Genomic DNA, 20,434 nt, shown 5'->3' with positions numbered 1-20,434 from the left:
ATCAGCTTCGGTAATCGGCGTTGATCGAGATGTAGCCGTGGGTCAGGTCGCAAGTCCAGACTGTCGCGCGACCCTCTCCCAGGCCGAGATCGACGCCGATGTCGATCTCGCTGCCTTTCAGATGCGCGGCGACTGGCGCTTCGTCATATCCCTCGACCGCCAAGCCGTTCCTCGCGACCTGCGTCGCGCCGAAGCGGATACACAATTTGTCGCGGTCGGCGGGCTCGCCTGCCTTGCCGACGGCCATTACCACGCGCCCCCAATTGGCGTCTTCGCCAGCGATCGCGGTCTTCACCAGTGGTGAATTGGCGATCGACAGGCCAATCCGCCGTGCGCTTCCGTCATCCTCCGCGCCCTCGACGTCGATGCGGATGAATTTGGTCGCGCCTTCGCCGTCGCGCACCACCAGATGCGCGAGTTGCAGGCACAAATCGGCCATCGCTGCGCGAAACGCATCCGCGCCGATGCTGTCGGCATCGACGATCGGCGCGTTCCCTGCTTTGCCCGTCGCGAACGCCAGCACCGTGTCGCTGGTCGATGTGTCGCTATCGACCGTGATGCACGAAAAGCTGGCGCGGTTGGCATCGGCCAGCGCGCCGTGCAGGATCGTCGGATCGACGGCGCAATCGGTGAAGACGAACCCCAGCATCGTCGCCATGTCGGGCGCGATCATGCCCGAACCCTTGACGATGCCGACAAGTTGCACGGTGCGCCCGTCGACCACCGCAGTCGTCACCGCGGCCTTGGCGAAGGTATCGGTGGTCGTGATCGCCGCCGCCGCTTCTTCCCACCCACACGGATCGGCGGCAAAGGCGGCGTTCAGCCCGGCAACCGATTTGTCGAGGGGGAGAGGGACGCCGATCACCCCGGTCGAGGCGACGAACACATCTGACGGCTTGCAATCGAGGTGGCGTGCCACCCCGGCGACCAGCCCCTCTACCGCCTCGCGCCCGCGATCGCCGGTGAAAGCGTTGGAATTCCCCGCATTGACCACCAACGCGCGCGCTTCGCCCAGAACCAATGCCTTGCGGCACCATTCGACTTCGGGGGATGCGCATTTGCTCTGCGTCGTCACGCCCGCAACCGTCGTTCCCGGCGACAGCTCGACATAGGTGAGGTCGCAGCGGTCCCATTGCTTGTAAGCCGCCCGCGCGATCCTCAGCGTGACGCCATCGACTCGCGGCAGGGCAGGAAAATGCTCGGGGGCCAGTGGCGAACGCGCAATCGACATCGATGAGTTCCTCAGTTCGGGATCGCGCCTTCGCGCAAACCGCGTGTCCGTGCAATCACAGTCCTTCGCCGCCCACCCAATGCGCGTTCGACAAGCGGCGGGCGAGCGCCCAGGTCTGTTGCCGGATATCGGGCACCGCGACGATTTCCCAGAACGCGCCGCGTGTCATCGGCCCCAGCGCATAGAGCCAGTCATTGGGCTGGCCAGTCGCAGCAATCGTCCGCGCCTGATTGTCGACGTCGATCCCGATCCGGTGCGCGTCGGCGCGGATCAGCCCGCGTGCGGTCAGGTCGCGAAGCAGTGGATCGGTCGTGCGGTCCAGGTCGCCGAGCGGCCCGGTACAGTTGATGATCCTCTGGACGACCAGCGTTTCGGCCTTGTCGTGCCCGCGCGGACGCCATTCGACCGCCACGCCATCGTCGTGCTCGCGCGCATCCATCGTCTTGCCCGACACGATGGTCAGCCGTCCGTTCGCGCGCAACGCTTCGATCCGGGCCGCCACTTCCGGCGCAAGCCGGTGGCGATGCACGTCCCACCACGGGCGCAGGTGACGCAGAAAGCGGCTGCGCTCGGCTTCGCTGGCATTGCCCCACATGAATTGGGTGAAGGGGCGGAGTTCATCGACCGCATTGCGCCAGCCGATGGCGGCGGAGCGCTGGCGAAGCGAGCCGACCAGTTCGGACGCCACCGTCTCCGGTCGCTCGGCGATCCGCTCCCAGCTTGCGCCCGGTGCTTCGTGCGCGCGTGGCAGCAGTCCCCGCCGCGACAAGGCGATGATTCGTCCGCGAAACCCTGCGGCGTCCAGGCTAAGCGCGGAATCGATCATCGTCAGCCCGGTGCCGATTATGAGCACGGCGTCTTCATCCGATAGACCATCGGTGACATCGGCTGCCCAGGGATCGCCGAAATAACGCGGCGGCGTGAGCGCATCGGGATCGATCCCCGGAGGCGTGTGCGGTGGCAAATTGCCCACTGCCAACACCGCTGCGTCGGCATCGATCGATTGTCCGTCAGCCAGCGAAATCCGCGCACCGCCGCCGCTGTGATCGACTTGCGTCACCTCGCCGCGCACGATGTTCAGCCGCCCGCCACAATTCGCCACCGCGTCGTCGAGCATTGCTTTCAGATAGCGTCCGAACGTCTTGCGCGGCGCGAATTGTCGTGCGGCATCGGCAACGCCTTCCTTCTCCAACCAGCGGACGAAATGGCCGGGATCGTCTGGCAGCGCGCTCATGTTCCCGGCGCGCACGTTCAGAATATGGTCGGGCCGCGCCGCGCCGTAGGCCAGGCCCAAGCCCGGCGTTTCGGCGCGCTCGATCAGCGTCGCGCGCGGGCCGTCGTGGCGGAGCAGGTTGATCGCCTGAAGTGTGCCCGAAAAGCCCGCCCCCACGATCGCGACATGATGGGTCATGCAGTCGCTACGAACTCAGATTTCATATTCGAGCTGCCATTGCGGCTCCTCAAACGCCGGGCGTTGCTGCGAGAATGCGGGCTGGCGAGCCTTCATGCGTCCGTAGAGGCGCTTGACCGTCTCGCTCGCGGTGCGTTCGAAAAGTGCGGGGACGACGGCATGAACGACGCAAGCGAGGCCGCCGACCAGCATTTCCGCGCCGAATCGCCCAGCGGTGGTGGCGTGCTCGACATAGGTTTCGCCGATGCTGCGGGGGTGCTTGCGGAACAGGCGGTCGATCATCGGGTCGTGCTCGGGATGGGAAGGATCATGCGCCGGACGATGGCGCGCGCGGGCGGGGCTGGCAAGCTCAACCCAGCTCCCTTTCCATCCATTCGGTGGCAAAGGCGACGAAGCCGGGGCCGTCGAGCAGTTCCGCCGTGCAATTGCCGACCGGGCCGGTCCGCGCATGGCCGTTGCCCACGAAATCGCGCAGAATCTGCGCGAAATAGTCGCCGCCCGGCCAGACCGCGATGCCATCGCTGTCGTCCAGGCTGTCGATCGTCAACGGCCCGGTGTCGGCGCGGAAGTAATCGCGGCGCACGCGACGTTTTACCGGCAGGTCGGCCAGATACTCGGCATAATGCGTCACCGTCACCGTATCGGGCGACGCGCCCAGTCGCAGCACCTGACCGCGCTTCGCCACGAACCGCTCCAGCGGTGATCCCGGCCCGTAATAATCGTGCAGAGGCACCGGCGACAGCAGGGCAGGGGCATCCGGCCCGATGGCCGCGAAACGCGACGCGGGATGATCGCTGACGCCATTTCCTGCGCGGCGGCGAAAGATTTCGGCAAGCATGCCGTTTTCGGGATCGGCAGGCGTAGTCAGCGGGTCGAACGGCACGTCGCCCATTTCCGCGACCATCATCAGCATCGTGCCGCCGGGCGCAATCGCGTCCAGCAGCGCGTCGATCAGCGTATCCGCGCCACCGTCGATCGCGCCGATCGATCGCAACCCGGCATGGACCATTAGCGGTCGATCGCTGGGCAGGTTCAGCGCCTTCAGTTGCGCGGTCAGGGTCTGGCGGTCGTGCATCGGGAACCTGTGGTGCCGGTTGCAGGAGTCGAACCCGCGACCTTCGGTTTACAAAACCGCTGCTCTACCAACTGAGCTAAACCGGCACTGGGTGCGCCTATTGCGTCAGACGATGCCAAAGGTCCAGCCCTCGGTTGCGGCGATTTCGGGGGTGAGCGCGCGGGGGTTCCATAAATCGGGGCGGTCGGCATTGGCGCGTAGCCAGGCGGCGGTCAGGATCGCGTCGCTCCGGTGATCGTCGATCGGGCCTGAGCCACCGATCGCCGCGCTGCCGAGTTGTGCCAGCGCGATATCGAGTTCGACATGGGTACGAATCTTGGTGCGGCCCTTCGCGCGGCCCGCGGCGATGGCGGCCAGGCTGGTGTAGATTTCGACGATCACCGATCCGCGATCGGACAGCGGATCGAATGGCCAGACCGGCACATGCCCGCCCAGCCGGTGGAGAACGCGCATTCCCGTCAGGCTCGATTTTCCGACCTGTGCCGCGCCCACGAGGTTGAGGTTGCTATAGGGGTTGAGGCCCTGTTCGCGCTGCGCCTGTTCGGTTACGCGCAGCCGCCCGCGCCCCTCGAACTGCGCGCCCTTGCGGTTGCCGTGGCGACGAAAATGCTCTGCGGCTGGAGGGTGATCGACGAAATCGCAGGTGGAGAGATGCGGATTGGCGTCGCACATTGCATCGACCAGCGCCCACAACGCGCGGGCGTCGGCAGGGCTCTCGGACCAGCCGGGGAAGAACGCGCCGCGATCGACGAAGGGGAGCGCGGTGCCGAGGTCGAGGCCGACGAGCGTGTCGGGGGGCATGTCGCTGCGCAGCCAGTCGAGGACCTCGGCGCGCGACCAGCGGTGGGCGGGGCGAACGAGTTCTGGTGCGGCGGCGCCGGGCGCGCACAGGGCGAGCGCGAGGCCGCGGTGGCGCTCGCCCTTTGCGCCGGACCAATCGATGGCCGCGTAATGGGCGAAGCGCGGCACTAATCCCTCCCCCGACGGGGCAATATCACGGCATCGCTTTCAACACGTCGCTCGCAAACTTCGCGATGTCGAACCGCGCGCCTGTCGGGTCTTCGCCCCGGCGAACCACGACGATCCGGCGCGACGGGATCACCATGATATACTGGCCACGATTGCCCTGAGCGGCATAGCTGCCCGCGGGCAGGCCCTGTTCGGGTCCGAACAACCACAATGTCGCGCCATAGCCGGGACCGCTGGCGGGCTGAGGTCCGCTGGGCGTCGTCATGTAGCGCATCCAGCCTTCGGGCAGCAGTCGCTTGCCCTGCCACACGCCGTCGTCCAGCCACAGCAACCCCAGCCGGGCGAAGTCACGCGGTGTCGACCACACCTGACTGGAGAGAATGTAATTGCCCTGCCAATCCTGCTCGGCGATTGTCGATCGCATGCCGATTGGCCCGAACAGTAATTCGCGCGCGAAATCGTCCTTCCCGACCTTCGACCTCAACGCGCGGATCGCGAGAAGCGTGTCGTTGTTGGCATAGCGAAACCGGCTGCCGGGTTTGACCGCCAGCGGCCACGCGACGGTTTCCTCCGTCACCGCAGTGCCGCCGAAATAGATCGCGTCGGTGCGGTTGCCCGCGGTGTCGCTGTGCAGCCCGCTCGCCATTCGCAGCAACTGGTCGAGCGTAATCCCCGCGCGCGGATCGCCCGGTGTCTGCCATTCCGGGACGGGCGCGGGTGCTTGAGGATCGAGCAGTCCCTTGTAAACGGCGGCACCGATCATCGTGCCCGCGATACTTTTGGCGACCGACCAAGTGCGATTGGGGACATCGGGACCGAAGCCGTCGGCATAGCGTTCCGACACGATCGCGCCGTTTGCGTCAAGGACCAGGACGGCGGTCGTGTTGCTGCCCTGGCCGTAGCTGCCGTCGAACGCCGCATCGGTAACGGGGGCCAACACGCGTGACGAGGGCATGATGCGCTCCGGATTGCCGACCGGCCAGGGGCGCTCGCGCAGCGGCCCGGTGCCCGCTCCGACGTTGCTGCGTGGCATGGTTGCGGTGCCGATCGGGGCGAGTACGCAGCCGTCCGCGGCCGCATCGCGCGCAAAACGCGGCGGCATGGCAGGGTCGTAGGGAACCGCGACCCTGGCATCGCTCACTTCCGCCTTCAACGCCGGCAGCAGCGCGTCGTAATCGGGATAGGTGCCGCGAAGCTCGTTCGCCTCGACGCTGGCAACGCTGCGCTTGCCGCCCGCGACCTCTGCACTGTTGAGCGCGCCGCACAGCATCAACGCCTTGTACCCCGCAGCGATCGCGCGGTCGTGGGCCGTCGGCTCGCGCGGCGTGGGGGTTTGCGCGGAGGCGGGGAGGGCGAGGGCGAACAATGCGGCGGCGAGCGCGGCGACGGGGTGGGTGCTTGGCATGGGCGAAGCTAAGCAGACGGGCCGTGGGATGGGAAGGGGGGCATGTGCTCCTGCGCAAGCAGGAGCGTTGGCAGGCGCGTCCACCGCTTGTGGCCAGGGCTACTGCTTTTGCAGGAGCAACGGCGAGCGGACAAAACGAAACCGGGCGTGACGACCGGATAAGGCCTCATCAAATCATTACTCCGCTTTGCCACCCCCCTTCGTCACCCCGGCCGAAGTGCCGGGGGCCACCGGGAGGCATGGTTTACGGCTTGAACCTCAAGCGGAATATGCGCGGCTTGGTGGACCCCGGCACTCCGGCCGGGGTGACCAAGTGCAATGTTTACTCCCCCTCTCCCCGCCGTTCGTCCCACCACGCCATGCGCTCGGCGATGCGTTTCTCCATCCCGCGATCGGTGGGGACGTAGAAGCTCTGCGGCGTCATTTCCTCCGGCCAGTAATTGTCGCCGCTGAACCCGCCCTCGGTGTCGTGGTCATATGTATAGCCGCTGCCATAGCCGATCTCCTTCATCAGCTTGGTCGGCGCGTTGAGGATGTTTTGCGGCGGCATCAGCGATCCGGTTTCCTTCGCGGTCCGGAATGCGGCCTTCTGCGCCTTGTACGCGGCATTCGATTTGGGGGCGGTGGCAAGGTAGAGGCAGGCTTGCACGATCGCCAGTTCGCCCTCCGGCGACCCCAGGAAATCATAGGCGTCCTTCGCGGCGAGGCACTGGACCAGCGCCTGCGGATCGGCCAGGCCGATATCTTCGCTCGCGAACCGCACCAACCGACGCAGCACGTAAAGCGGCTGTTCGCCCGCGGTCAGCATCCTTGCGAGGTAGTAGAGCGACGCCTGCGGGTCCGATCCACGCAGCGATTTGTGCAGCGCGGAGATCAGGTTGTAATGCCCCTCGCGATCCTTGTCGTACACCGCGACGCGGCGCTGGAGCAGCGCGGACAGGCCCGCGGGATCGAGCGGCGCGTCGAGCCCGACTGAAAACAACGTCTCGGCCTGGTTGAGCAAGAACCTTCCGTCGCCATCGGCACTGGCGATCAGCGCGGCGCGCGCAGGGCCGTCGAGCGGGAGCGGACGGCCTTCCGCTTGCTCCCCCCGTGCGATCAGCGTTTCGAGCGCCGTCGCATCGAGCCGGTGGAGGATCAATACCTGCGCGCGGCTGAGCAACGCAGCGTTCAACTCGAACGACGGATTCTCGGTCGTCGCGCCGACCAAGGTCACCGTGCCATCCTCGACGAAGGGCAGGAATCCGTCCTGCTGCGCGCGATTGAAGCGGTGGATCTCGTCCACGAACAGCAAGGTCTTCTTGCCGGTCCGCGCGTGTTCCTTGGCTTCGGCGAACACTTTCTTGAGGTCGGCGACGCCCGAGAACACCGCTGAAATCTGGGCATAGCGTAACCCCACCGCGTCGGCGAGCAACCGCGCGATCGTGGTCTTGCCCGTGCCCGGCGGTCCCCACAGGATGATCGAGGTCAGCTTGCCCGCCGCAACCATCCGCCCGATCGCGCCTTCGGCACCGGTCAGGTGCTCCTGACCGACAACTTCCCCCAGCACGCGCGGACGCAGTTGATCGGCGAGCGGGCCATCGATCGGCGTGTCGGGGGTGGGCGGCGGTTCGTGTCCCGCGAAGAGATCGGCCATGCGACGGTAGATAGGGGGCGTTCGGGCCGGTGCCAAATCCTCACCCGTTTACCCGGCACCTTGGCCGGGGTGACGAGGTAAATGCCGACAGGGTCGGTCGCCCCACCCTTGCCAAAACCTTCCTAGATATATCTTAGAGCCATCACGACTCGCACAGGATGAGATTTATGTTCGGAATGCATGGCAATGGCCGCGGGCATCGGCACTTTGGCGCGACCAGCGGTTCGCGGCGCTGGGGACCGTTCGAGGTGCGCTGGGAAATCGACGGCGACGCGGCATCCGGTCCGCGCGGTCGTGGGCGGCGGCGGATGTTCGACGGCGGAGAATTGCGGCTGGTGCTACTGAAGCTGATCGAGGACGCCCCGCGTCACGGATATGATCTGATTCGCGAGATTGAAACGCGGACCAGCGGCGGTTATGCGCCGTCGCCGGGCGTCGTCTATCCAACGCTGACGTTGCTCGACGATATGGGCCTGATCGCGGAAACACAGGCTGACGGTGCCAAGAAAGTCTATGGCATCACCCCCGACGGAACGGCGCATCTCGCCGAAAGGGTCGAGGAAGTCGAGGCGCTGATGGCCCGGCTCGCCTCATTGGGCGCGCATCGCGATCGTCACGAAGCGCGCCCCGTCCGCCGCGCGATGCATAATCTGAAGACCGTGCTCCATCACCGCATGGGCGAGGACGGCGACGACGCCGAGCGGTTGCACCAGATTGCGGCGATCCTCGACGAGGCGGCGCAGCGGATCGAGCGTCTGTGAGCGGTTTCACCGCGACTGCGGCGGTGCCGACGGCCAACGGCAGCCGGTATCTCCAGCAACTCTGCAAGCATTGGGCGCACACTCTGAGCGTGGAGTTCGATACGGAGCAAGGCCGGGTGGTGTTTCCGAAAGATGCCCGCGGGGCGGATTATTCAGGCGACGGCGTCGCAACGATGACCTCAGACGGCGATACGCTGACGGTGCGGATCGATGCGACGTCTGCGGAGCAGTTAGACGGATTGAAGGGCGTGCTCGAACGCCATCTTGACCGGTTTGCGTTTCGTGAAGCACCGCTCACGTTCGATTGGCGGTGACTTCATTACAAAGCGTCTTGCCAGCGCAGGCTGGCATCTCAAGCGGCCTGAGACCCCAGTTTTTGCTGGGGTGACGATTCCTCTCAGGGCTTCGCGATCCCCAAATACGCGTCAAGCACCGCCTGATTGATGCGGTCCCATACAAAGCCTTTCGCCTTGGCATGGCCGTTCGTGCCGAGCCGGTGGCGCACCTCGTCGTTCTCGCACAATTTCTGGATCGCGTCGGCATAAGCCTTCACGTCGCGCGGACCGACCAGGAAACCGGTTTCGCCTTCATCGACAAGGCCCACCGCACCGCTTGCGTGGGCCGCGACCACGGGCACGCCGCACGCCATCGCCTCCAGCGTGACGTTGCCGAAGGTTTCGGTCACCGATGGGTTGAAGAAGATATCCATCGACGCGACGGCACGGCCCAGATGGTCGCCGGTCTGGAAGCCCGCGAACACCGCATCGGGCACGCGCTCGGCAAACCAGTCGCGCGCAGGGCCGTCACCGATCACCAGGATTTTGTGGCGAACGCCGCGCGCCTTCAATTCGGCGGCGACTTCGGAAAAGATATCGAGCCCCTTTTCCAGCACCAGCCGACCCAGGAACGACACCGCGACCTCGTCGTCGGCGATGCCCAGCGAGCGTCGCCATTCCAGGCTGCGGCGCGCGGGCGTGAATCGGTCGTGATTCACGCCGCGCGACCAGATGCTGATCGGGGTCTCGACCCCCCATTCGCGTACCAATTCCTTCATCCCGCGTCCCGGCACGACGACGTGATCGACGCGGTTGTAGAAGCGCTTCGACAGATAGACTGCCAGCGGCTCCAGAAAGCCGATCCCGTAATAGCGCGGATAGGTTTCGAACCGCGTGTGGAGCGATGCCAGGCAGGGAATGCCATTATCGCGGGCGTAGCTGACCGCGCGGTGGCCAGTCACATCGGGGGCGGAGACATGGATGAGGTTGGGCTTGTACGCCGCAAGGTCGTCGCGAACGATCCGGGGAAGGCCCTTGCCCAGCCGATATTCGCCGCGTCCGGCGGGCAGGGCGAATGCGGGTACATCGACCAAGTCGCCGGTCGGCTCGAACGCGGGCTCGGCGATCGTCGGCGAATAGACGCGCAAGGTCACGCCCGCGTCGAGCAGGTGCCGCGCCAACATGTTGAGCGCCTGGTTCGCGCCGTCACGGACGTAATTATAGTTGCCGCTGAACATGGCTACGCGGAGGTCGGTCGGCTTCATGGGGCGCGGCCATAGCCGACGCGTTCGCGAAACGCCATCGGAACGAAGCGCGCGGGGCGGCATTGAGCGCAGCACCGAATCGAAAGGAAGCCGGGTCCGATGTCGAACAGTTATCGCAAGGGATCGAACGTATCGTGGAACTGGGGCAGCGGAACCGCCACGGGGAAGGTGGAAGAGCGGTTCGATCGCCGCGTCCAACGCACGTTGAAGGGCGCAAAGGTGGTCAAGAACGGCACCGCCGACAATCCCGCCTATCTGATCGAGCAGGACGACGGCATGAAGGTGCTAAAGCGAGGCTCCGAATTATCGTCCGCCTGACGCGTTCTCCGCGCGGCTGAACGCAGCCTGCCAATCGGGTTCAGTCTTCATAACCATTTCGGTCGTTACTCCAATGGCATGACCGACGAACCGGCATTAGAAACCGCCCCGACCGGGCAGGATGAGGACACGGCAAGGATCGCCCAGATCCTCGCCCAGACGTTCGATGCGGACAACCACGACACGCTGGATGCGGACATTACGCGATTGATGCTGGACCTGTCGGCGGAAATGGACCTCGACGACCTGTCTCGCAACGGTCAGGGTGGGGAACGGCTGAAAACATTAGTGAAGGCGGTGCTGATGGCACTGCGCGGGCGTGGACCAGTCAGCGGGTAAAGTTTGGAATTCCACCGTCAGTGCGAGCGTAGCGAAGCAATCCAGAGTCGAGCGTGTAACTGGTTTGCTTCGCTACGCTCGCGATGACGGGTCGAATCGCGCTTATTTACTGAGGAACAGCGCGATCCACACGGTGGCGACATCGGGATCGGTCCAGACCACCCGGTGACGGCAATGCGCGGGGATGAGCAGGTGATCGCCCGCGTTCAGCGAGATTTCTCCGCCATCCTCCAACCATAATCGCGCGGCGCCCGCAGCGATGTAGACCCACTCATCCTCGGATTGGTCGTAAGTTTCACCGTCCGGGGTTACGTGCCCGCGAGACTCGATGCGTTCGACGCGTACCCCGGGCCTGGCCAGCAGCGTGGAGACGGTTTCGCCGGTCTCGATCATGCCCAACCCAATGCCGTAGAGACGGGCTGCTTAGGCCGGAAGCAACCGCCGGTCGCCTGCCAGACGCATCATCGCCTTTTGCAGCTTCTCGAACGCCCGCACCTCGATCTGGCGGACACGCTCGCGCGAGACACCATAGACCTGCGACAGTTCCTCAAGCGTTTTGGGATCGTCGGTCAACCGGCGCTCGGTCAGGATATGGCGTTCGCGATCGTTCAGATCGTCCATCGCCTCGACCAGCATCCCGTGGCGGACATCGGCTTCCTGTTCCTCGGCGACGACCTGATCTTGCAGGGGCGCATCGTCCTGCAACCAGTCCTGCCACTGTCCTTCGCCATCCTCGCGCACGGATACGTTGAGCGACGTGTCGCCACCCATCGCCATTCGACGGTTCATGCTGGTGACTTCGGCCTCGGTCACGCCCAGGTCGGTTGCGATCTTGGAGAGATGCTCGGGACGCAGATCGCCATCCTCGAACGCGTCGAGTTTGGCCTTCATCCGGCGCAGGTTGAAGAACAGCTTCTTCTGCGCAGCGGTGGTGCCCATCTTCACCAGGCTCCACGAGCGCAGGATGAATTCCTGGATCGACGCGCGGATCCACCACATCGCGTAAGTGGCAAGACGGAAACCCCGATCGGGCTCGAACTTCTTCACGCCCTGCATCAGGCCGATATTGCCTTCCGAAATCAGCTCGCTGACGGGAAGGCCGTAGCCGCGATAGCCCATCGCGATCTTTGCCACGAGCCGCAGATGCGACGTCACCAACTGCGCGGCCGCATCGGGATCGCCATGCTCCTGAAACCGCTTTGCGAGCATATATTCCTGCTCGGGCGCCAGGATCGGGAATTTCTTGATCTCCGCCAGATAGCGGTTGAGGCTCGCCTCGTTACCGAGGGCGGGGATTGTTGCGGGGACGTTGCCGCTGGCCATGATCGTGTCTCCCTTGATTGGATGCGCGCCCTTCGCGGTCGCAGCACCGATAATTTAACCGTTAAGCTGCTTGAACAGTTCCTGCATGTCGTCGGGCATTTCGCTATCGAACGACAAAGCGTTACTTTGGATCGGATGAATGAACCCCAGCCGCGCCGCGTGCAAGGCCTGGCGCCGGAAACCGATCGTTTCCAGCATCTGGCGGTGGGACGGGCGGACTTTGCCGTAAACCGGGTCGCCGACCAAAGGATGCCCGATCGACGCCATATGTACGCGCACCTGATGCGTGCGCCCGGTTTCCAGCCGACATTCGACGAGCGCTGCGTCCTTCAACACTTTGGTCAGTGTCCAGTGCGTTACCGCACGCTTGCCGGATGCGACGATCGCCACTTTCTTGCGATTGTGCGGGCTTCGCGCGAGTGGCGCATCGATGCTGCCGCCGCCAATCAAGACGCGGCCAGACACGATCGCCTGATAGCGTCTGTCCACACTATGCGCCTTGAACTGTCGGGCGAGCCCTTCATGCGCGCGGTCGGTCTTTGCGACCACCAGCAGGCCCGACGTATCCTTGTCGATCCGGTGAACGATGCCGGGGCGCGCAACCCCGCCAATCCCCGACAGCGATCCCTGGCAATGATGCAGCAGCGCATTGACCAGCGTCCCGTCCAGATTGCCCGCAGCGGGATGAACGACCAGCCCGGCCGGCTTGTCGATCACGATCAGATGCTCGTCCTCATAAGCGATGACCAGTGGGATATCTTGCGGCACATTATGCGCAGGCGTGGGGTCGGGGACGAGCACATGATAAGTGCCGCCGCCTGCCAGCTTCTTCGACGGATCGCGGATCAGGCCGTCCGGCCCGGTAACCTGGCCGGTGGAGATCAATGCCTTTAACCGCTCGCGCGACATGGTCGGCACGGCGTCGGCGAGCGCACGGTCCAGCCGCCAGCCCTTGGCGGTGTCGGCAACCTGCGCCACTATGGTGGAAACCCCCCGGTTCATTGGCTAACAGAAATGGGGATGACGCCCCGGCTTTCAAGCGAGACCCTGATTGATCTTTTTGCAGCCGCGAATGCATCGCCGGATGCGGAGATTTGCGGGCTGTTGCTGGCAGGAGAGGGAGAGATGATGTCGCGCCCCACCAACAATGTCGCCGCCGATCCCACGCGTTTTTTCGAGATCGATCCCGTTGCGTTGATCGCTGCGCACCGGGCGGTACGCGAGGGGGGGCAGGCAATAATCGGGCATTATCACTCGCATCCCAGCGGCGATCCCGACCCATCGCGGGCGGACGCCGCGGATGCGGTGCCAGACGGATCGCTGTGGCTGATCGTGACGCGCGCCCGGGCACGCCTGTGGCGCGCTGTGCCGCATGGAGGCGTGCATGGGCGGTTCGATGCGGTTGCTTTCGACTGTATCACTGGTAATCGATTGGAATCCGGCGTTCGTACCGTGTCGCTGGCCCGAAACAACGACCCGTTGCGCGCGGAATCCTGGAGCCTGACTTTTGACGATTGAACCGACCGATTTCGCCAGCCTGCTATGCTCGCGCCTGTGCCATGACCTGTTGAGCCCGGTGGGCGCGCTGAACAATGGGCTGGAATTGCTGGCCGATGAGCAGGATCCGGAAATGCGCAAACGCTGCCTGGAATTGCTGGCGGACAGCGCACGTGCATCGGCAAACAAGCTGAAATTCTTTCGCCTGGCATTCGGTGCGGCGGGCGGTTTCGGCGAAACGGTTGACACCCGCGAAGCGAAGAATGCGATCGAAGGGCTGTTTTCGGACAATAGCCGGCTGACCATCGGTTGGATGGTTGCCGAGTCGGTGCTGCCAAAACAGGCGATCAAGGTCCTGCTCAACCTGGCGCTGATCGGCGGCGATGCGCTGGTGCGCGGCGGGCAGCTCGATATCGGTGCGGAACAGGTCGGCGATGCGATCGAAATCGTCATCCGCGCAGACGGGCCGCGGATCGTGCTTGATTCCGAGCTACGCGACGCGCTGTCTGGCGCGCGTGGCGATGCAGGCATGACCCCGCGCGCGGCGGCGGCACATCTGGTCCATGCGCTGGTCGCGCAGGGGGGTGGATCGTTGCAGGTCTCGCCCGCCGATAGCGAAGTGCTGCTGTTCGGGGCGACGCTCAAGACGCGCTGATCGCTGTTGCCGAACTCGTTACGCGAACGATTCTCATGGCGCTTTTCGGCGGGTGATGCGTTAGGCGAAGCGTATCCGATCATCCAAACAGGAGGACGCCGACATGGCTTTCGAACTTCCCGCCCTTCCTTTCGACAAGAACGCGCTCGCGCCGCACATGTCGGCAGAGACGCTCGAATTCCATCATGGCAAGCACCACAAGGCTTATGTCGACAAGACAAATGGAATGCTTGGCGACAAGGGGCTTGAGGGGCGCAAGCTGACCGAAGTCATTCAGGCGGCGAAGGATAAGGGCGACAAGGGGCTGTTCAACAACTCGGCCCAGATCTGGAACCACAGCTTTTTCTGGCAGGGCCTCTCACCCGATGGCCAGAAGCCGACTGGCAAGCTGGGCGATATGATTACCGAAGAATTCGGATCGGCCGATGCGCTGGTGAAGAAGATCGTCGAGGAATCGACCGCGCATTTCTCCAACGGTTGGGGCTGGCTGGTGCTCGACGGCAGCAAGCTTAAGGTGACGTCGCTGCACGATGCCGACACGCCGGTGGTGTACGAGGGCATGCGCCCGCTGCTGACGATCGACGTGTGGGAGCACGCCTACTACATCGATTATCGTAACTCACGTCCGAACTATCTGGATGCGGTGACGGCGAACCTTATCAACTGGGATTTTGTCGCGCAGAACCTGGACGGTGAAGGCGTTAGCCGGGCTGATCAAGGCTGAGTGACCTTATGAGAATCGAAAGGGCGTCGGGAATGATCCCGGCGCCCTTTTTCGTGTCAGCCCTCCGGCGGCAACGGCGCGTCAATGGGTTTTTCAGCGTTTAGGCCGTGCTTCATTAGCATCGGCACGTTGAGCATCGCAAAGACGAAGGTCAGCGGCACCACGCCCCAAAGCTTGAACCCGACCCAGAAGTCCCAGGTCTGGGTGCGCCAGACCGCTTCGTTGATGACCGCCATCACGACGAAGAAGATCGTCCAGTTGATGGTCAGCAGGTGCCAGCCGCGTGGGGACAGGCCGGGATAAGCAGTCTCCAGCACCATTTGCAGCATCGGGCGTTTGGTGATTAGGCCGAACGCGAGCACCGCGGCGAACATCGAATAGACGATGGTCGGCTTCACCTTGATGAAGGTGTCGTTGTGGAAATAGAGCGTCAGCGCACCGAACAGGAGGACGAGCACGCCCGACACCCACAGCATCGGAGAGATATGGCCGGTCTTTACCCGCGAGGCGATCATCGCGACGGCAATGGCGACCATGAAGGCGGCGGTCGCGGCGAGCACGCGGCTTAGCTGCGGGCCAGGGGCGAAGGTGTTGACGAGGAAGAAGACGGCGAGCGGGCCGAAATCGACCAGCATTCGGAAACCCGGGCCGGTTTTGGGGGTGTTGGTTGGTGGGGTGGTGGCGTCGGTCATTTCATTTCCAAATTTGCTTCAGTCCCAGCGCATCTCAAACGTTGGTATCGAGTAGGGTTCGAGCGAAGTCGAGAACCCGTATCGAGATGCGTTTGGGTTGAGCCTCCCTCGATACGCCTTCTCGACAAGCTCGACGGCTACTCGGGACAAACGGTTTGGGGGGCAGGAGCCTGTTATTTCCGAGCGCTTTCCACGCCAGCGATGATGCGGGACACTTCGCTAGCGTCGAAGCCGCGCAGGTCGTCGATCGTCTCGCCGACGCCGATCGCGTGGATGGGTAGGCCGAATTTCTCGGCGGCCGCGACCAGCACGCCGCCACGGGCTGTGCCGTCGAGCTTGGTCATGACGAGGCCGGTGACGCCAGCCACTTCCTTGAACACCTCGATCTGAGACAGCGCATTCTGGCCGGTGGTGGCGTCGAGGACGAGGACGACGTCGTGCGGGCTGGCCGGGTTGATGCGGCCGAGGACGCGGCGGATCTTCGCCAGCTCGTCCATCAACTCGCGCTTGTTCTGAAGCCGCCCGGCGGTGTCGACGATGAGGACGTCGATGCCGGTTGCGGTCGCCTGTTTCACCGCTTCATAGACAATACCCGCCGCGTCGCCGCCTTCGGGACCGGAGACGATGGGTACGCCGATGCGGTCGGCCCAGGTCTTCAGCTGACCGATGGCAGCGGCGCGGAAGGTGTCGCCTGCCGCCAGCATCACGCCGTAATCCTGCTCCACCAGGCTGTGGGCGAGCTTGGCGATCGTGGTGGTCTTGCCCGATCCGTTGACGCCGATGACCAGGATGACCTGGGGGCGGGGAAAGGCCTCGATCTCGAGCGGTTTGGCGACTTTGGCCAGGCTTTTCTCGATTTCCTCGGCGACCACCAGGCGGATGCCGAGCTCCTCCATATTGCGCTCATATTGTCCCTCGGACAGCCGTTTGCGGACACGCGCGGCGGTGTCGGGGCCGAGATCGGAGGCGATCAACGCTTCTTCGATCTCGTCGAGCTGATCGTCGTCGAGCCGTGCCGCGCCGAGCCCGGCGAGGTTGCCGATCAGGCGGTCGGAGGTCTTCTTGAAGCCGCCGAGGAGGCGGTCGTGCCAGGAGTTCATGCGGGGATTTTCTCGTTGAACGTCGCGCCGTACCCCGGCGAAGGCCGGGGTCCAGTTGGGGGAGATTGGGGAAGATCACGGGCGCCGCCCAACTGGGCCCCGGCCTTCGCCCGGGTATGGGTTGAGCGGGCGGTGAGGGTGGTGCCTTCTAATCTGGTGATGGTGGTGCGGATGACGCTGCCGACGGGATGGGTCTCGGTCAATCGGACCTCGGCGAAGTTGCCTGCATGGCCGCGGTCGCCGGGGCGTTCGACAAGCACGTCCTGTTCGGTCCCGATCAGCGAGCGGAGCCACGCGGCGCGATGTTCGGCGGCACGGGCGCGCAAGGTGGCGGCGCGGGCCTTTACCTCTGGCGGGGCGACCTGCGGCATTCGGGCGGCAGGCGTGCCGGTGCGGGGGCTGAAGGGGAAAATGTGGGCGTGGACGATGTCGCAATCGGCGATCAGCGAGAGGCTGTTGGCGAACATTTCGGGCGTTTCCGTCGGGAAGCCAGCAATGATGTCGGCGCCGATCGCGATTTCGGGGCGAGCCGTTTTCAGGCGTTCCACCAATGCCACTGCTTCTGCACGCGAGTGGCGGCGTTTCATACGCTTGAGGATCATGTCGTCGCCTGCCTGAAGCGAGAGATGGACGTGCGGCATGACGCGGGGTTCCTGCGTCAGCAGCGCGAACAGGCGGTCGTCGATCTCGATCGAATCGAGCGAGGACAGGCGCAGGCGTTGGATTGCGGGGATGTGGCGCAGGATACGTTCGACGAGTGCGCCGAGATCGGGTTTGCCGGGCAGATCATGGCCGTAGCTGGTGAGATCGACGCCGGTGAGGACGACCTCGCTATGGCCCTGCGCCACAACCGCCGCGATATGGTCGATGACTGCGCCAGCCGGGACCGAGCGGCTGTTGCCGCGGCCATAGGGAATCGCGCAAAAAGTGCAGCGATGGTCGCAGCCATTCTGGACTTCGACGAATGCGCGGGCATGTCCGGTAAAGGCATGGGCGAGGTGCGGGGCGGTTTCGCGGACGGCCATGATGTCGCTGACTGCCATCCGGTCGTTCGCGGCCCAAACGGCGGGGTCGAGCTTTTCGGCATTGCCGACGACACGCGCAACCTCTGGCATCGCCGCGAAGCTGGCGGGATCGATCTGCGCTGCGCAGCCGGTCACGACGATCTCTGCGCCCGGACGCGCGCGCTTGGCGCGGCGGATTGCCTGGCGTGTCGAGCGCACCGCTTCGTTGGTCACCGCACAGCTATTGACGACCACCATGTCGCGGTGTCCAACCAGCGCACGGATCGTTTCGCTTTCGGCGATGTTCAATCGACAGCCCAGGCTGACGATTTCGGCCGCTGGCAATGACGAAGAGGGGGACGACATGGCGGCTGACTTAGGGGCGAGCGAGCGCGAAGTCCACGCAAGCCCGGTGGCGAGCGCACGCGAGGTGATCGAATTCTGGTTCGCGCTGACCACCGAACAGCAATTCGCCAAGGACGACAAATTGGACGCCAAGATCGCCAAGCGCTTCGGTGCCTTGCGCGATCATCTGTTGGCGACCGATGCCGATGGGTGGCGCGGCGATGCCGAACGGATGCTGGCGGCGATCATCGTACTCGACCAGTTTTCGCGCAATTTGAACCGGGGATCGGCGGAAGCCTATGCCGCCGATCCGCTGGCCGTGCAGTTGACGCTGGAGGGCATTCGCGCCGGGTTCGACCTGGAGGTGACGCCGGAGAAGCGCGCCTTTTTCTACATGCCGTTGATGCACGCCGAGAATATGGGGCTGCAAAACTATGCGATCGCGCTGTTTGCCGAGGCGGGGCTCGACGTGCAGGTCAAATTCGCGCGCGACCATGCCGCCGTCATCGCGGACCATGGCCGGTTCCCGTCACGCAACAAGGCGCTCGGGCGCAAGAGCACCCCAGCCGAAAAGGAATATCTCAGCCGACCTGACGCTGGCTGGTGACGTCGTCGGTCTGTGGGCGCGGCGCATCCGGCGCGCCGACGCGGATCAACCCGCGTTCGGCGAGCAGACGGCGTGCGCCTGCGACCGATACGGGCTTGCCGTAATACCAACCCTGACCCTTCATGCAGCCGATCGAGCGTAGCCGCTCCTGAACCTCTGCATCCTCGACGCCCTCTGCGGTGACGGGAAGGTTCAGGCTCTCGCCCAGGCGGACGATGGCGGTGACGATCGCGGCCGAGTCGGCGCTGTCGTTGATCGAGGTGATGAAGCTCTTGTCGACCTTGATCCGGTCGAACGGCAACGCGCGCAGATGCGCGAGGCTGGAATAGCCGGTGCCGAAATCGTCGAGCGCGACGGCGATGCCCTGATTCTTGAGGCTGCCGACGATCGATTGTGCGAGCGCGAGATTTTCGAAAAGCGCGCTTTCGGTAATCTCGATTTCCAGCCGGTTGGCAGGGAAGCCGGTCTCGACCAGCGCTTTGATGATCTTTTGCGCGAGCCAGGGATCGCGAAGCTGGGTAGGCGAGATATTGACCGAAAGCGACAGCGACGGGTCCCAGTCGCGCGCAGCGGCAAAGGACTGGCGCATGATCGACAGCGACAGGTCGCCGATCATGCCGGTTTCCTCCGCAATCCCGATGAAGGCGTCGGGCTGGATCAGTCCGCGCAAGGGATGTTCCCAGCGTGCCAGCACTTCGAAGCCAGTCAGCTTGCCGGTGTCGAGATCGACCTGTTGTTCGAAATAGGGGACGATCTGGCCCTTGGGAATCGCGGTGCGAAGGCCGAGTTCGAGGTCGTTGCGCGCCTTCAGTTCACGCTCCATCGACGCGTCGAACCAGGCATAGCGATTCTTGCCCGCTTTCTTGGCGGCATACATCGCGATGTCGGCGGAACGCAGCAGCGCGTCCATCGACGGGCATTCGAAGTCCGATCGTGCGATGCCGATCGACGCGCTGACGTGGCAGCGAACCCCTTCGGCATCGAGGGGTTGGGCGAGGTGGGAGACGAGCGCCTGTGCGACCCATTCGACGGCTTCCGGATGCGACGGGTCGAAGACCATGCCGCACGCGAATTCGTCTCCGCCCAGCCGTGCGACGACGGCATTGTCGGGCAATGCCGCGGCGATCTTGTCAGCGGCGGCGCGCAGCAGGGCGTCACCCACCGCATGGCCGTGCATGTCGTTGACGGTCTTGAAATGATCCAGGTCGATCAGCATCAACGCCATCGCCTTGCCCCGGCGTTCGGCATGGACGTACATCGCCGCCCCTTCGTCGGCGATCGAGCGACGATTGAGAAAGCCGGTGAGCGAATCGCGACTGGCGAGCAGGTGCGCGCGCTGCTCGGCGGCGGTGCGGACGGTGATTTCATGGCGCAAAGCCTGATGACGGCGCCAGCCAAGCAGGATGAGCGCGATATTCAGAAGCAATGCCGTGACCAGCAACGGTTCGACCGGCGTCCCGCCATATCGCCACCAGTCGGAAACACCGACCAGCACGGCGCCACCGGTGCCGACGAACAGGATGATCGCCGCCGCGCTGATCCCTGCGGTCAACAGGCTGCGGGGTGCGATGCTGCCCTGTTCCGGCAAATCTTTGAGTAGGTCCGCTGGCATGATGCGCCTTTCGCTCGCCCGTTACGTCCGATCAGGGCTGGGCGAGCATCGTCGCATGCGGGGGGTTGCCGATCGGTTAAGGCGCGAAACTCTTGCCATTGCGGTGCATCGCGGGTAACGGGCACCCATATTCGTTCCAGACGAACGACAAGGCGAAGCCCCATGGGGTAGGCCGGCCGACGAGGTTTCG

General features: G+C 64.4%; 23 protein-coding genes and 1 tRNA gene. 8 read left to right on the top strand and 16 right to left on the bottom strand.

The annotated features are described in order from the left end of the window. Position 1 precedes the first annotated feature (1 nt). From argJ to ENHY17A_RS09075, 8 genes are all read right to left on the bottom strand, one after another. Positions 2-1,231, bottom strand: a complete 1,230-nt coding sequence (argJ, locus tag ENHY17A_RS09110; RefSeq protein ID WP_159712063.1) for a bifunctional glutamate N-acetyltransferase/amino-acid acetyltransferase ArgJ — start codon at positions 1,229-1,231, stop codon at positions 2-4. A gap of 55 nt (positions 1,232-1,286) precedes the next feature. Then, a complete protein-coding gene (locus ENHY17A_RS09105; protein WP_159712061.1) occupies positions 1,287-2,642 on the bottom strand; it encodes an FAD/NAD(P)-binding protein in 1,356 nt (451 codons plus the stop codon). Positions 2,643-2,657: 15 nt separating this feature from the next. Then, positions 2,658-2,924 (bottom strand): DUF6356 family protein, encoded by a 267-nt coding sequence (locus ENHY17A_RS09100; RefSeq protein ID WP_159712059.1) that lies wholly within the window; start codon positions 2,922-2,924, stop codon positions 2,658-2,660. Positions 2,925-2,991: 67 nt separating this feature from the next. Continuing rightward, positions 2,992-3,717 (bottom strand): aminoglycoside N(3)-acetyltransferase, encoded by a 726-nt coding sequence (locus ENHY17A_RS09095; protein ID WP_159712057.1) that lies wholly within the window; start codon positions 3,715-3,717, stop codon positions 2,992-2,994. 10 nt (positions 3,718-3,727) lie between these two features. Further along, a tRNA-Thr gene (locus ENHY17A_RS09090) sits at positions 3,728-3,803 on the bottom strand. 19 nt (positions 3,804-3,822) lie between these two features. Further along, the gene (locus tag ENHY17A_RS09085; RefSeq protein ID WP_159712055.1) at positions 3,823-4,686 is read right to left on the bottom strand and encodes a hypothetical protein; all 864 of its coding nucleotides are present in this window, start codon (positions 4,684-4,686) and stop codon (positions 3,823-3,825) included. 25 nt (positions 4,687-4,711) lie between these two features. Then, complete coding sequence (locus ENHY17A_RS09080) at positions 4,712-6,091, bottom strand: serine hydrolase domain-containing protein (RefSeq protein ID WP_159712053.1); 1,380 nt, start codon at positions 6,089-6,091, stop codon at positions 4,712-4,714. Positions 6,092-6,413: 322 nt separating this feature from the next. After that, positions 6,414-7,727: a replication-associated recombination protein A gene (locus ENHY17A_RS09075; RefSeq protein ID WP_159712051.1), complete on the bottom strand. Its 1,314-nt coding sequence runs from the start codon at positions 7,725-7,727 to the stop codon at positions 6,414-6,416. Between the two features lie 167 nt (positions 7,728-7,894). On the opposite strand from ENHY17A_RS09075, the gene ENHY17A_RS09070 reads away from it, so the two are divergent. Both ENHY17A_RS09070 and ENHY17A_RS09065 read left to right on the top strand, forming a co-directional pair. Next, positions 7,895-8,488 (top strand): PadR family transcriptional regulator, encoded by a 594-nt coding sequence (locus ENHY17A_RS09070; protein WP_443018294.1) that lies wholly within the window; start codon positions 7,895-7,897, stop codon positions 8,486-8,488. Next, positions 8,485-8,802, top strand: coding sequence for a DUF2218 domain-containing protein (locus tag ENHY17A_RS09065; RefSeq protein WP_159712047.1), 318 nt, complete (start codon positions 8,485-8,487; stop codon positions 8,800-8,802). Before ENHY17A_RS09070 ends, ENHY17A_RS09065 begins: the two co-directional genes overlap by 4 nt. 83 nt (positions 8,803-8,885) lie before the next feature. On the opposite strand, the gene ENHY17A_RS09060 is transcribed toward ENHY17A_RS09065, so the two are convergent. Next, a complete protein-coding gene (locus ENHY17A_RS09060; protein ID WP_159712045.1) occupies positions 8,886-10,028 on the bottom strand; it encodes a glycosyltransferase family 4 protein in 1,143 nt (380 codons plus the stop codon). A gap of 99 nt (positions 10,029-10,127) precedes the next feature. Here ENHY17A_RS09060 and ENHY17A_RS09055 point away from each other — a divergent pair, with 99 nt between their 5' ends. Together ENHY17A_RS09055 and ENHY17A_RS09050 are read left to right on the top strand one after the other, a co-directional pair. Continuing rightward, positions 10,128-10,346: a DUF2945 domain-containing protein gene (locus ENHY17A_RS09055; RefSeq protein ID WP_159712043.1), complete on the top strand. Its 219-nt coding sequence runs from the start codon at positions 10,128-10,130 to the stop codon at positions 10,344-10,346. Positions 10,347-10,424: 78 nt separating this feature from the next. Beyond that, positions 10,425-10,685 carry a hypothetical protein gene (locus tag ENHY17A_RS09050; RefSeq protein WP_159712041.1) on the top strand — a complete coding sequence of 87 codons (261 nt, stop codon included), beginning with the start codon at positions 10,425-10,427 and terminating at the stop codon, positions 10,683-10,685. Between the two features lie 102 nt (positions 10,686-10,787). On the opposite strand, the gene ENHY17A_RS09045 is transcribed toward ENHY17A_RS09050, so the two are convergent. The 3 genes from ENHY17A_RS09045 to ENHY17A_RS09035 are packed head-to-tail and all read right to left on the bottom strand — an operon-like array spanning position 10,788 to position 13,010. After that, positions 10,788-11,078, bottom strand: a complete 291-nt coding sequence (locus ENHY17A_RS09045) for a cupin domain-containing protein (protein WP_159712039.1) — start codon at positions 11,076-11,078, stop codon at positions 10,788-10,790. A 30-nt stretch (positions 11,079-11,108) separates the two neighbouring features. After that, a complete protein-coding gene (rpoH, locus tag ENHY17A_RS09040; protein ID WP_201296373.1) occupies positions 11,109-12,008 on the bottom strand; it encodes an RNA polymerase sigma factor RpoH in 900 nt (299 codons plus the stop codon). 54 nt (positions 12,009-12,062) lie between these two features. Further along, entirely contained in the window at positions 12,063-13,010 is a 948-nt protein-coding gene (locus ENHY17A_RS09035; RefSeq protein WP_159712037.1) for an RluA family pseudouridine synthase, read from the bottom strand. Between the two features lie 12 nt (positions 13,011-13,022). On the opposite strand from ENHY17A_RS09035, the gene ENHY17A_RS09030 reads away from it, so the two are divergent. The 3 genes from ENHY17A_RS09030 to ENHY17A_RS09020 all read left to right on the top strand — a co-directional run bounded on the left by ENHY17A_RS09030 (position 13,023) and on the right by ENHY17A_RS09020 (position 14,884). Further along, complete coding sequence (locus ENHY17A_RS09030) at positions 13,023-13,526, top strand: M67 family metallopeptidase (RefSeq protein ID WP_328799134.1); 504 nt, start codon at positions 13,023-13,025, stop codon at positions 13,524-13,526. Further along, entirely contained in the window at positions 13,516-14,160 is a 645-nt protein-coding gene (locus tag ENHY17A_RS09025) for a histidine phosphotransferase family protein (protein WP_159712035.1), read from the top strand. The genes ENHY17A_RS09030 and ENHY17A_RS09025 overlap by 11 nt, the downstream gene beginning before the upstream one ends. Before the next feature lie 103 nt (positions 14,161-14,263). Beyond that, positions 14,264-14,884, top strand: a complete 621-nt coding sequence (locus ENHY17A_RS09020) for a superoxide dismutase (RefSeq protein ID WP_159712033.1) — start codon at positions 14,264-14,266, stop codon at positions 14,882-14,884. 56 nt (positions 14,885-14,940) lie between these two features. Here ENHY17A_RS09020 and ENHY17A_RS09015 read toward each other — a convergent pair whose 3' ends face one another. The 3 genes from ENHY17A_RS09015 to mtaB form a co-directional block, all read right to left on the bottom strand. After that, positions 14,941-15,576, bottom strand: coding sequence for a septation protein A (locus ENHY17A_RS09015; RefSeq protein ID WP_159712031.1), 636 nt, complete (start codon positions 15,574-15,576; stop codon positions 14,941-14,943). A 173-nt stretch (positions 15,577-15,749) separates the two neighbouring features. Continuing rightward, positions 15,750-16,676 (bottom strand): signal recognition particle-docking protein FtsY, encoded by a 927-nt coding sequence (ftsY, locus tag ENHY17A_RS09010; protein WP_159712029.1) that lies wholly within the window; start codon positions 16,674-16,676, stop codon positions 15,750-15,752. Next, a complete protein-coding gene (gene mtaB, locus ENHY17A_RS09005; protein ID WP_159712027.1) occupies positions 16,673-18,046 on the bottom strand; it encodes a tRNA (N(6)-L-threonylcarbamoyladenosine(37)-C(2))-methylthiotransferase MtaB in 1,374 nt (457 codons plus the stop codon). Before mtaB ends, ftsY begins: the two co-directional genes overlap by 4 nt. On the opposite strand from mtaB, the gene ENHY17A_RS09000 reads away from it, so the two are divergent. Then, positions 18,045-18,632 carry a DUF924 family protein gene (locus tag ENHY17A_RS09000; RefSeq protein ID WP_159712025.1) on the top strand — a complete coding sequence of 196 codons (588 nt, stop codon included), beginning with the start codon at positions 18,045-18,047 and terminating at the stop codon, positions 18,630-18,632. The genes mtaB and ENHY17A_RS09000 overlap by 2 nt on opposite strands. Here ENHY17A_RS09000 and ENHY17A_RS08995 read toward each other — a convergent pair. Beyond that, complete coding sequence (locus tag ENHY17A_RS08995) at positions 18,607-20,244, bottom strand: putative bifunctional diguanylate cyclase/phosphodiesterase (protein ID WP_159712023.1); 1,638 nt, start codon at positions 20,242-20,244, stop codon at positions 18,607-18,609. The genes ENHY17A_RS09000 and ENHY17A_RS08995 overlap by 26 nt on opposite strands. Positions 20,245-20,434 lie beyond the last annotated feature (190 nt).

It is taken from the genome of Sphingomonas sp. AX6, assembly GCF_902506605.1.
Lineage (GTDB): Bacteria > Pseudomonadota > Alphaproteobacteria > Sphingomonadales > Sphingomonadaceae > Sphingomonas.
This window is presented reverse-complemented; position numbering and strand designations above follow the sequence as displayed.

Excerpts from the sequence above, each read along its gene's own strand:
- argJ (WP_159712063.1), bottom strand. The coding sequence starts at position 1,231 with ATGTCGATTGCGCGTTCGCCACTGGCCCCCGAGCATTTTCCTGCCCTG.
- ENHY17A_RS09105 (WP_159712061.1), bottom strand. The coding sequence starts at position 2,642 with ATGACCCATCATGTCGCGATCGTGGGGGCGGGCTTTTCGGGCACACTT.
- ENHY17A_RS09100 (WP_159712059.1), bottom strand. The coding sequence starts at position 2,924 with ATGATCGACCGCCTGTTCCGCAAGCACCCCCGCAGCATCGGCGAAACC.
- ENHY17A_RS09095 (WP_159712057.1), bottom strand. The coding sequence starts at position 3,717 with ATGCACGACCGCCAGACCCTGACCGCGCAACTGAAGGCGCTGAACCTG.
- ENHY17A_RS09080 (WP_159712053.1), bottom strand. The coding sequence starts at position 6,091 with ATGCCAAGCACCCACCCCGTCGCCGCGCTCGCCGCCGCATTGTTCGCC.
- ENHY17A_RS09075 (WP_159712051.1), bottom strand. The coding sequence starts at position 7,727 with ATGGCCGATCTCTTCGCGGGACACGAACCGCCGCCCACCCCCGACACG.
- ENHY17A_RS09070 (WP_443018294.1), top strand. The coding sequence starts at position 7,895 with ATGTTCGGAATGCATGGCAATGGCCGCGGGCATCGGCACTTTGGCGCG.
- ENHY17A_RS09060 (WP_159712045.1), bottom strand. The coding sequence starts at position 10,028 with ATGAAGCCGACCGACCTCCGCGTAGCCATGTTCAGCGGCAACTATAAT.
- ENHY17A_RS09055 (WP_159712043.1), top strand. The coding sequence starts at position 10,128 with ATGTCGAACAGTTATCGCAAGGGATCGAACGTATCGTGGAACTGGGGC.
- ENHY17A_RS09050 (WP_159712041.1), top strand. The coding sequence starts at position 10,425 with ATGACCGACGAACCGGCATTAGAAACCGCCCCGACCGGGCAGGATGAG.
- ENHY17A_RS09045 (WP_159712039.1), bottom strand. The coding sequence starts at position 11,078 with ATGATCGAGACCGGCGAAACCGTCTCCACGCTGCTGGCCAGGCCCGGG.
- rpoH (WP_201296373.1), bottom strand. The coding sequence starts at position 12,008 with ATGGCCAGCGGCAACGTCCCCGCAACAATCCCCGCCCTCGGTAACGAG.
- ENHY17A_RS09035 (WP_159712037.1), bottom strand. The coding sequence starts at position 13,010 with ATGAACCGGGGGGTTTCCACCATAGTGGCGCAGGTTGCCGACACCGCC.
- ENHY17A_RS09030 (WP_328799134.1), top strand. The coding sequence starts at position 13,023 with ATGGGGATGACGCCCCGGCTTTCAAGCGAGACCCTGATTGATCTTTTT.
- ENHY17A_RS09020 (WP_159712033.1), top strand. The coding sequence starts at position 14,264 with ATGGCTTTCGAACTTCCCGCCCTTCCTTTCGACAAGAACGCGCTCGCG.
- ENHY17A_RS09015 (WP_159712031.1), bottom strand. The coding sequence starts at position 15,576 with ATGACCGACGCCACCACCCCACCAACCAACACCCCCAAAACCGGCCCG.
- ftsY (WP_159712029.1), bottom strand. The coding sequence starts at position 16,676 with ATGAACTCCTGGCACGACCGCCTCCTCGGCGGCTTCAAGAAGACCTCC.
- ENHY17A_RS09000 (WP_159712025.1), top strand. The coding sequence starts at position 18,045 with ATGGCGGCTGACTTAGGGGCGAGCGAGCGCGAAGTCCACGCAAGCCCG.
- mtaB (WP_159712027.1), bottom strand. The coding sequence starts at position 18,046 with ATGTCGTCCCCCTCTTCGTCATTGCCAGCGGCCGAAATCGTCAGCCTG.
- ENHY17A_RS08995 (WP_159712023.1), bottom strand. The coding sequence starts at position 20,244 with ATGCCAGCGGACCTACTCAAAGATTTGCCGGAACAGGGCAGCATCGCA.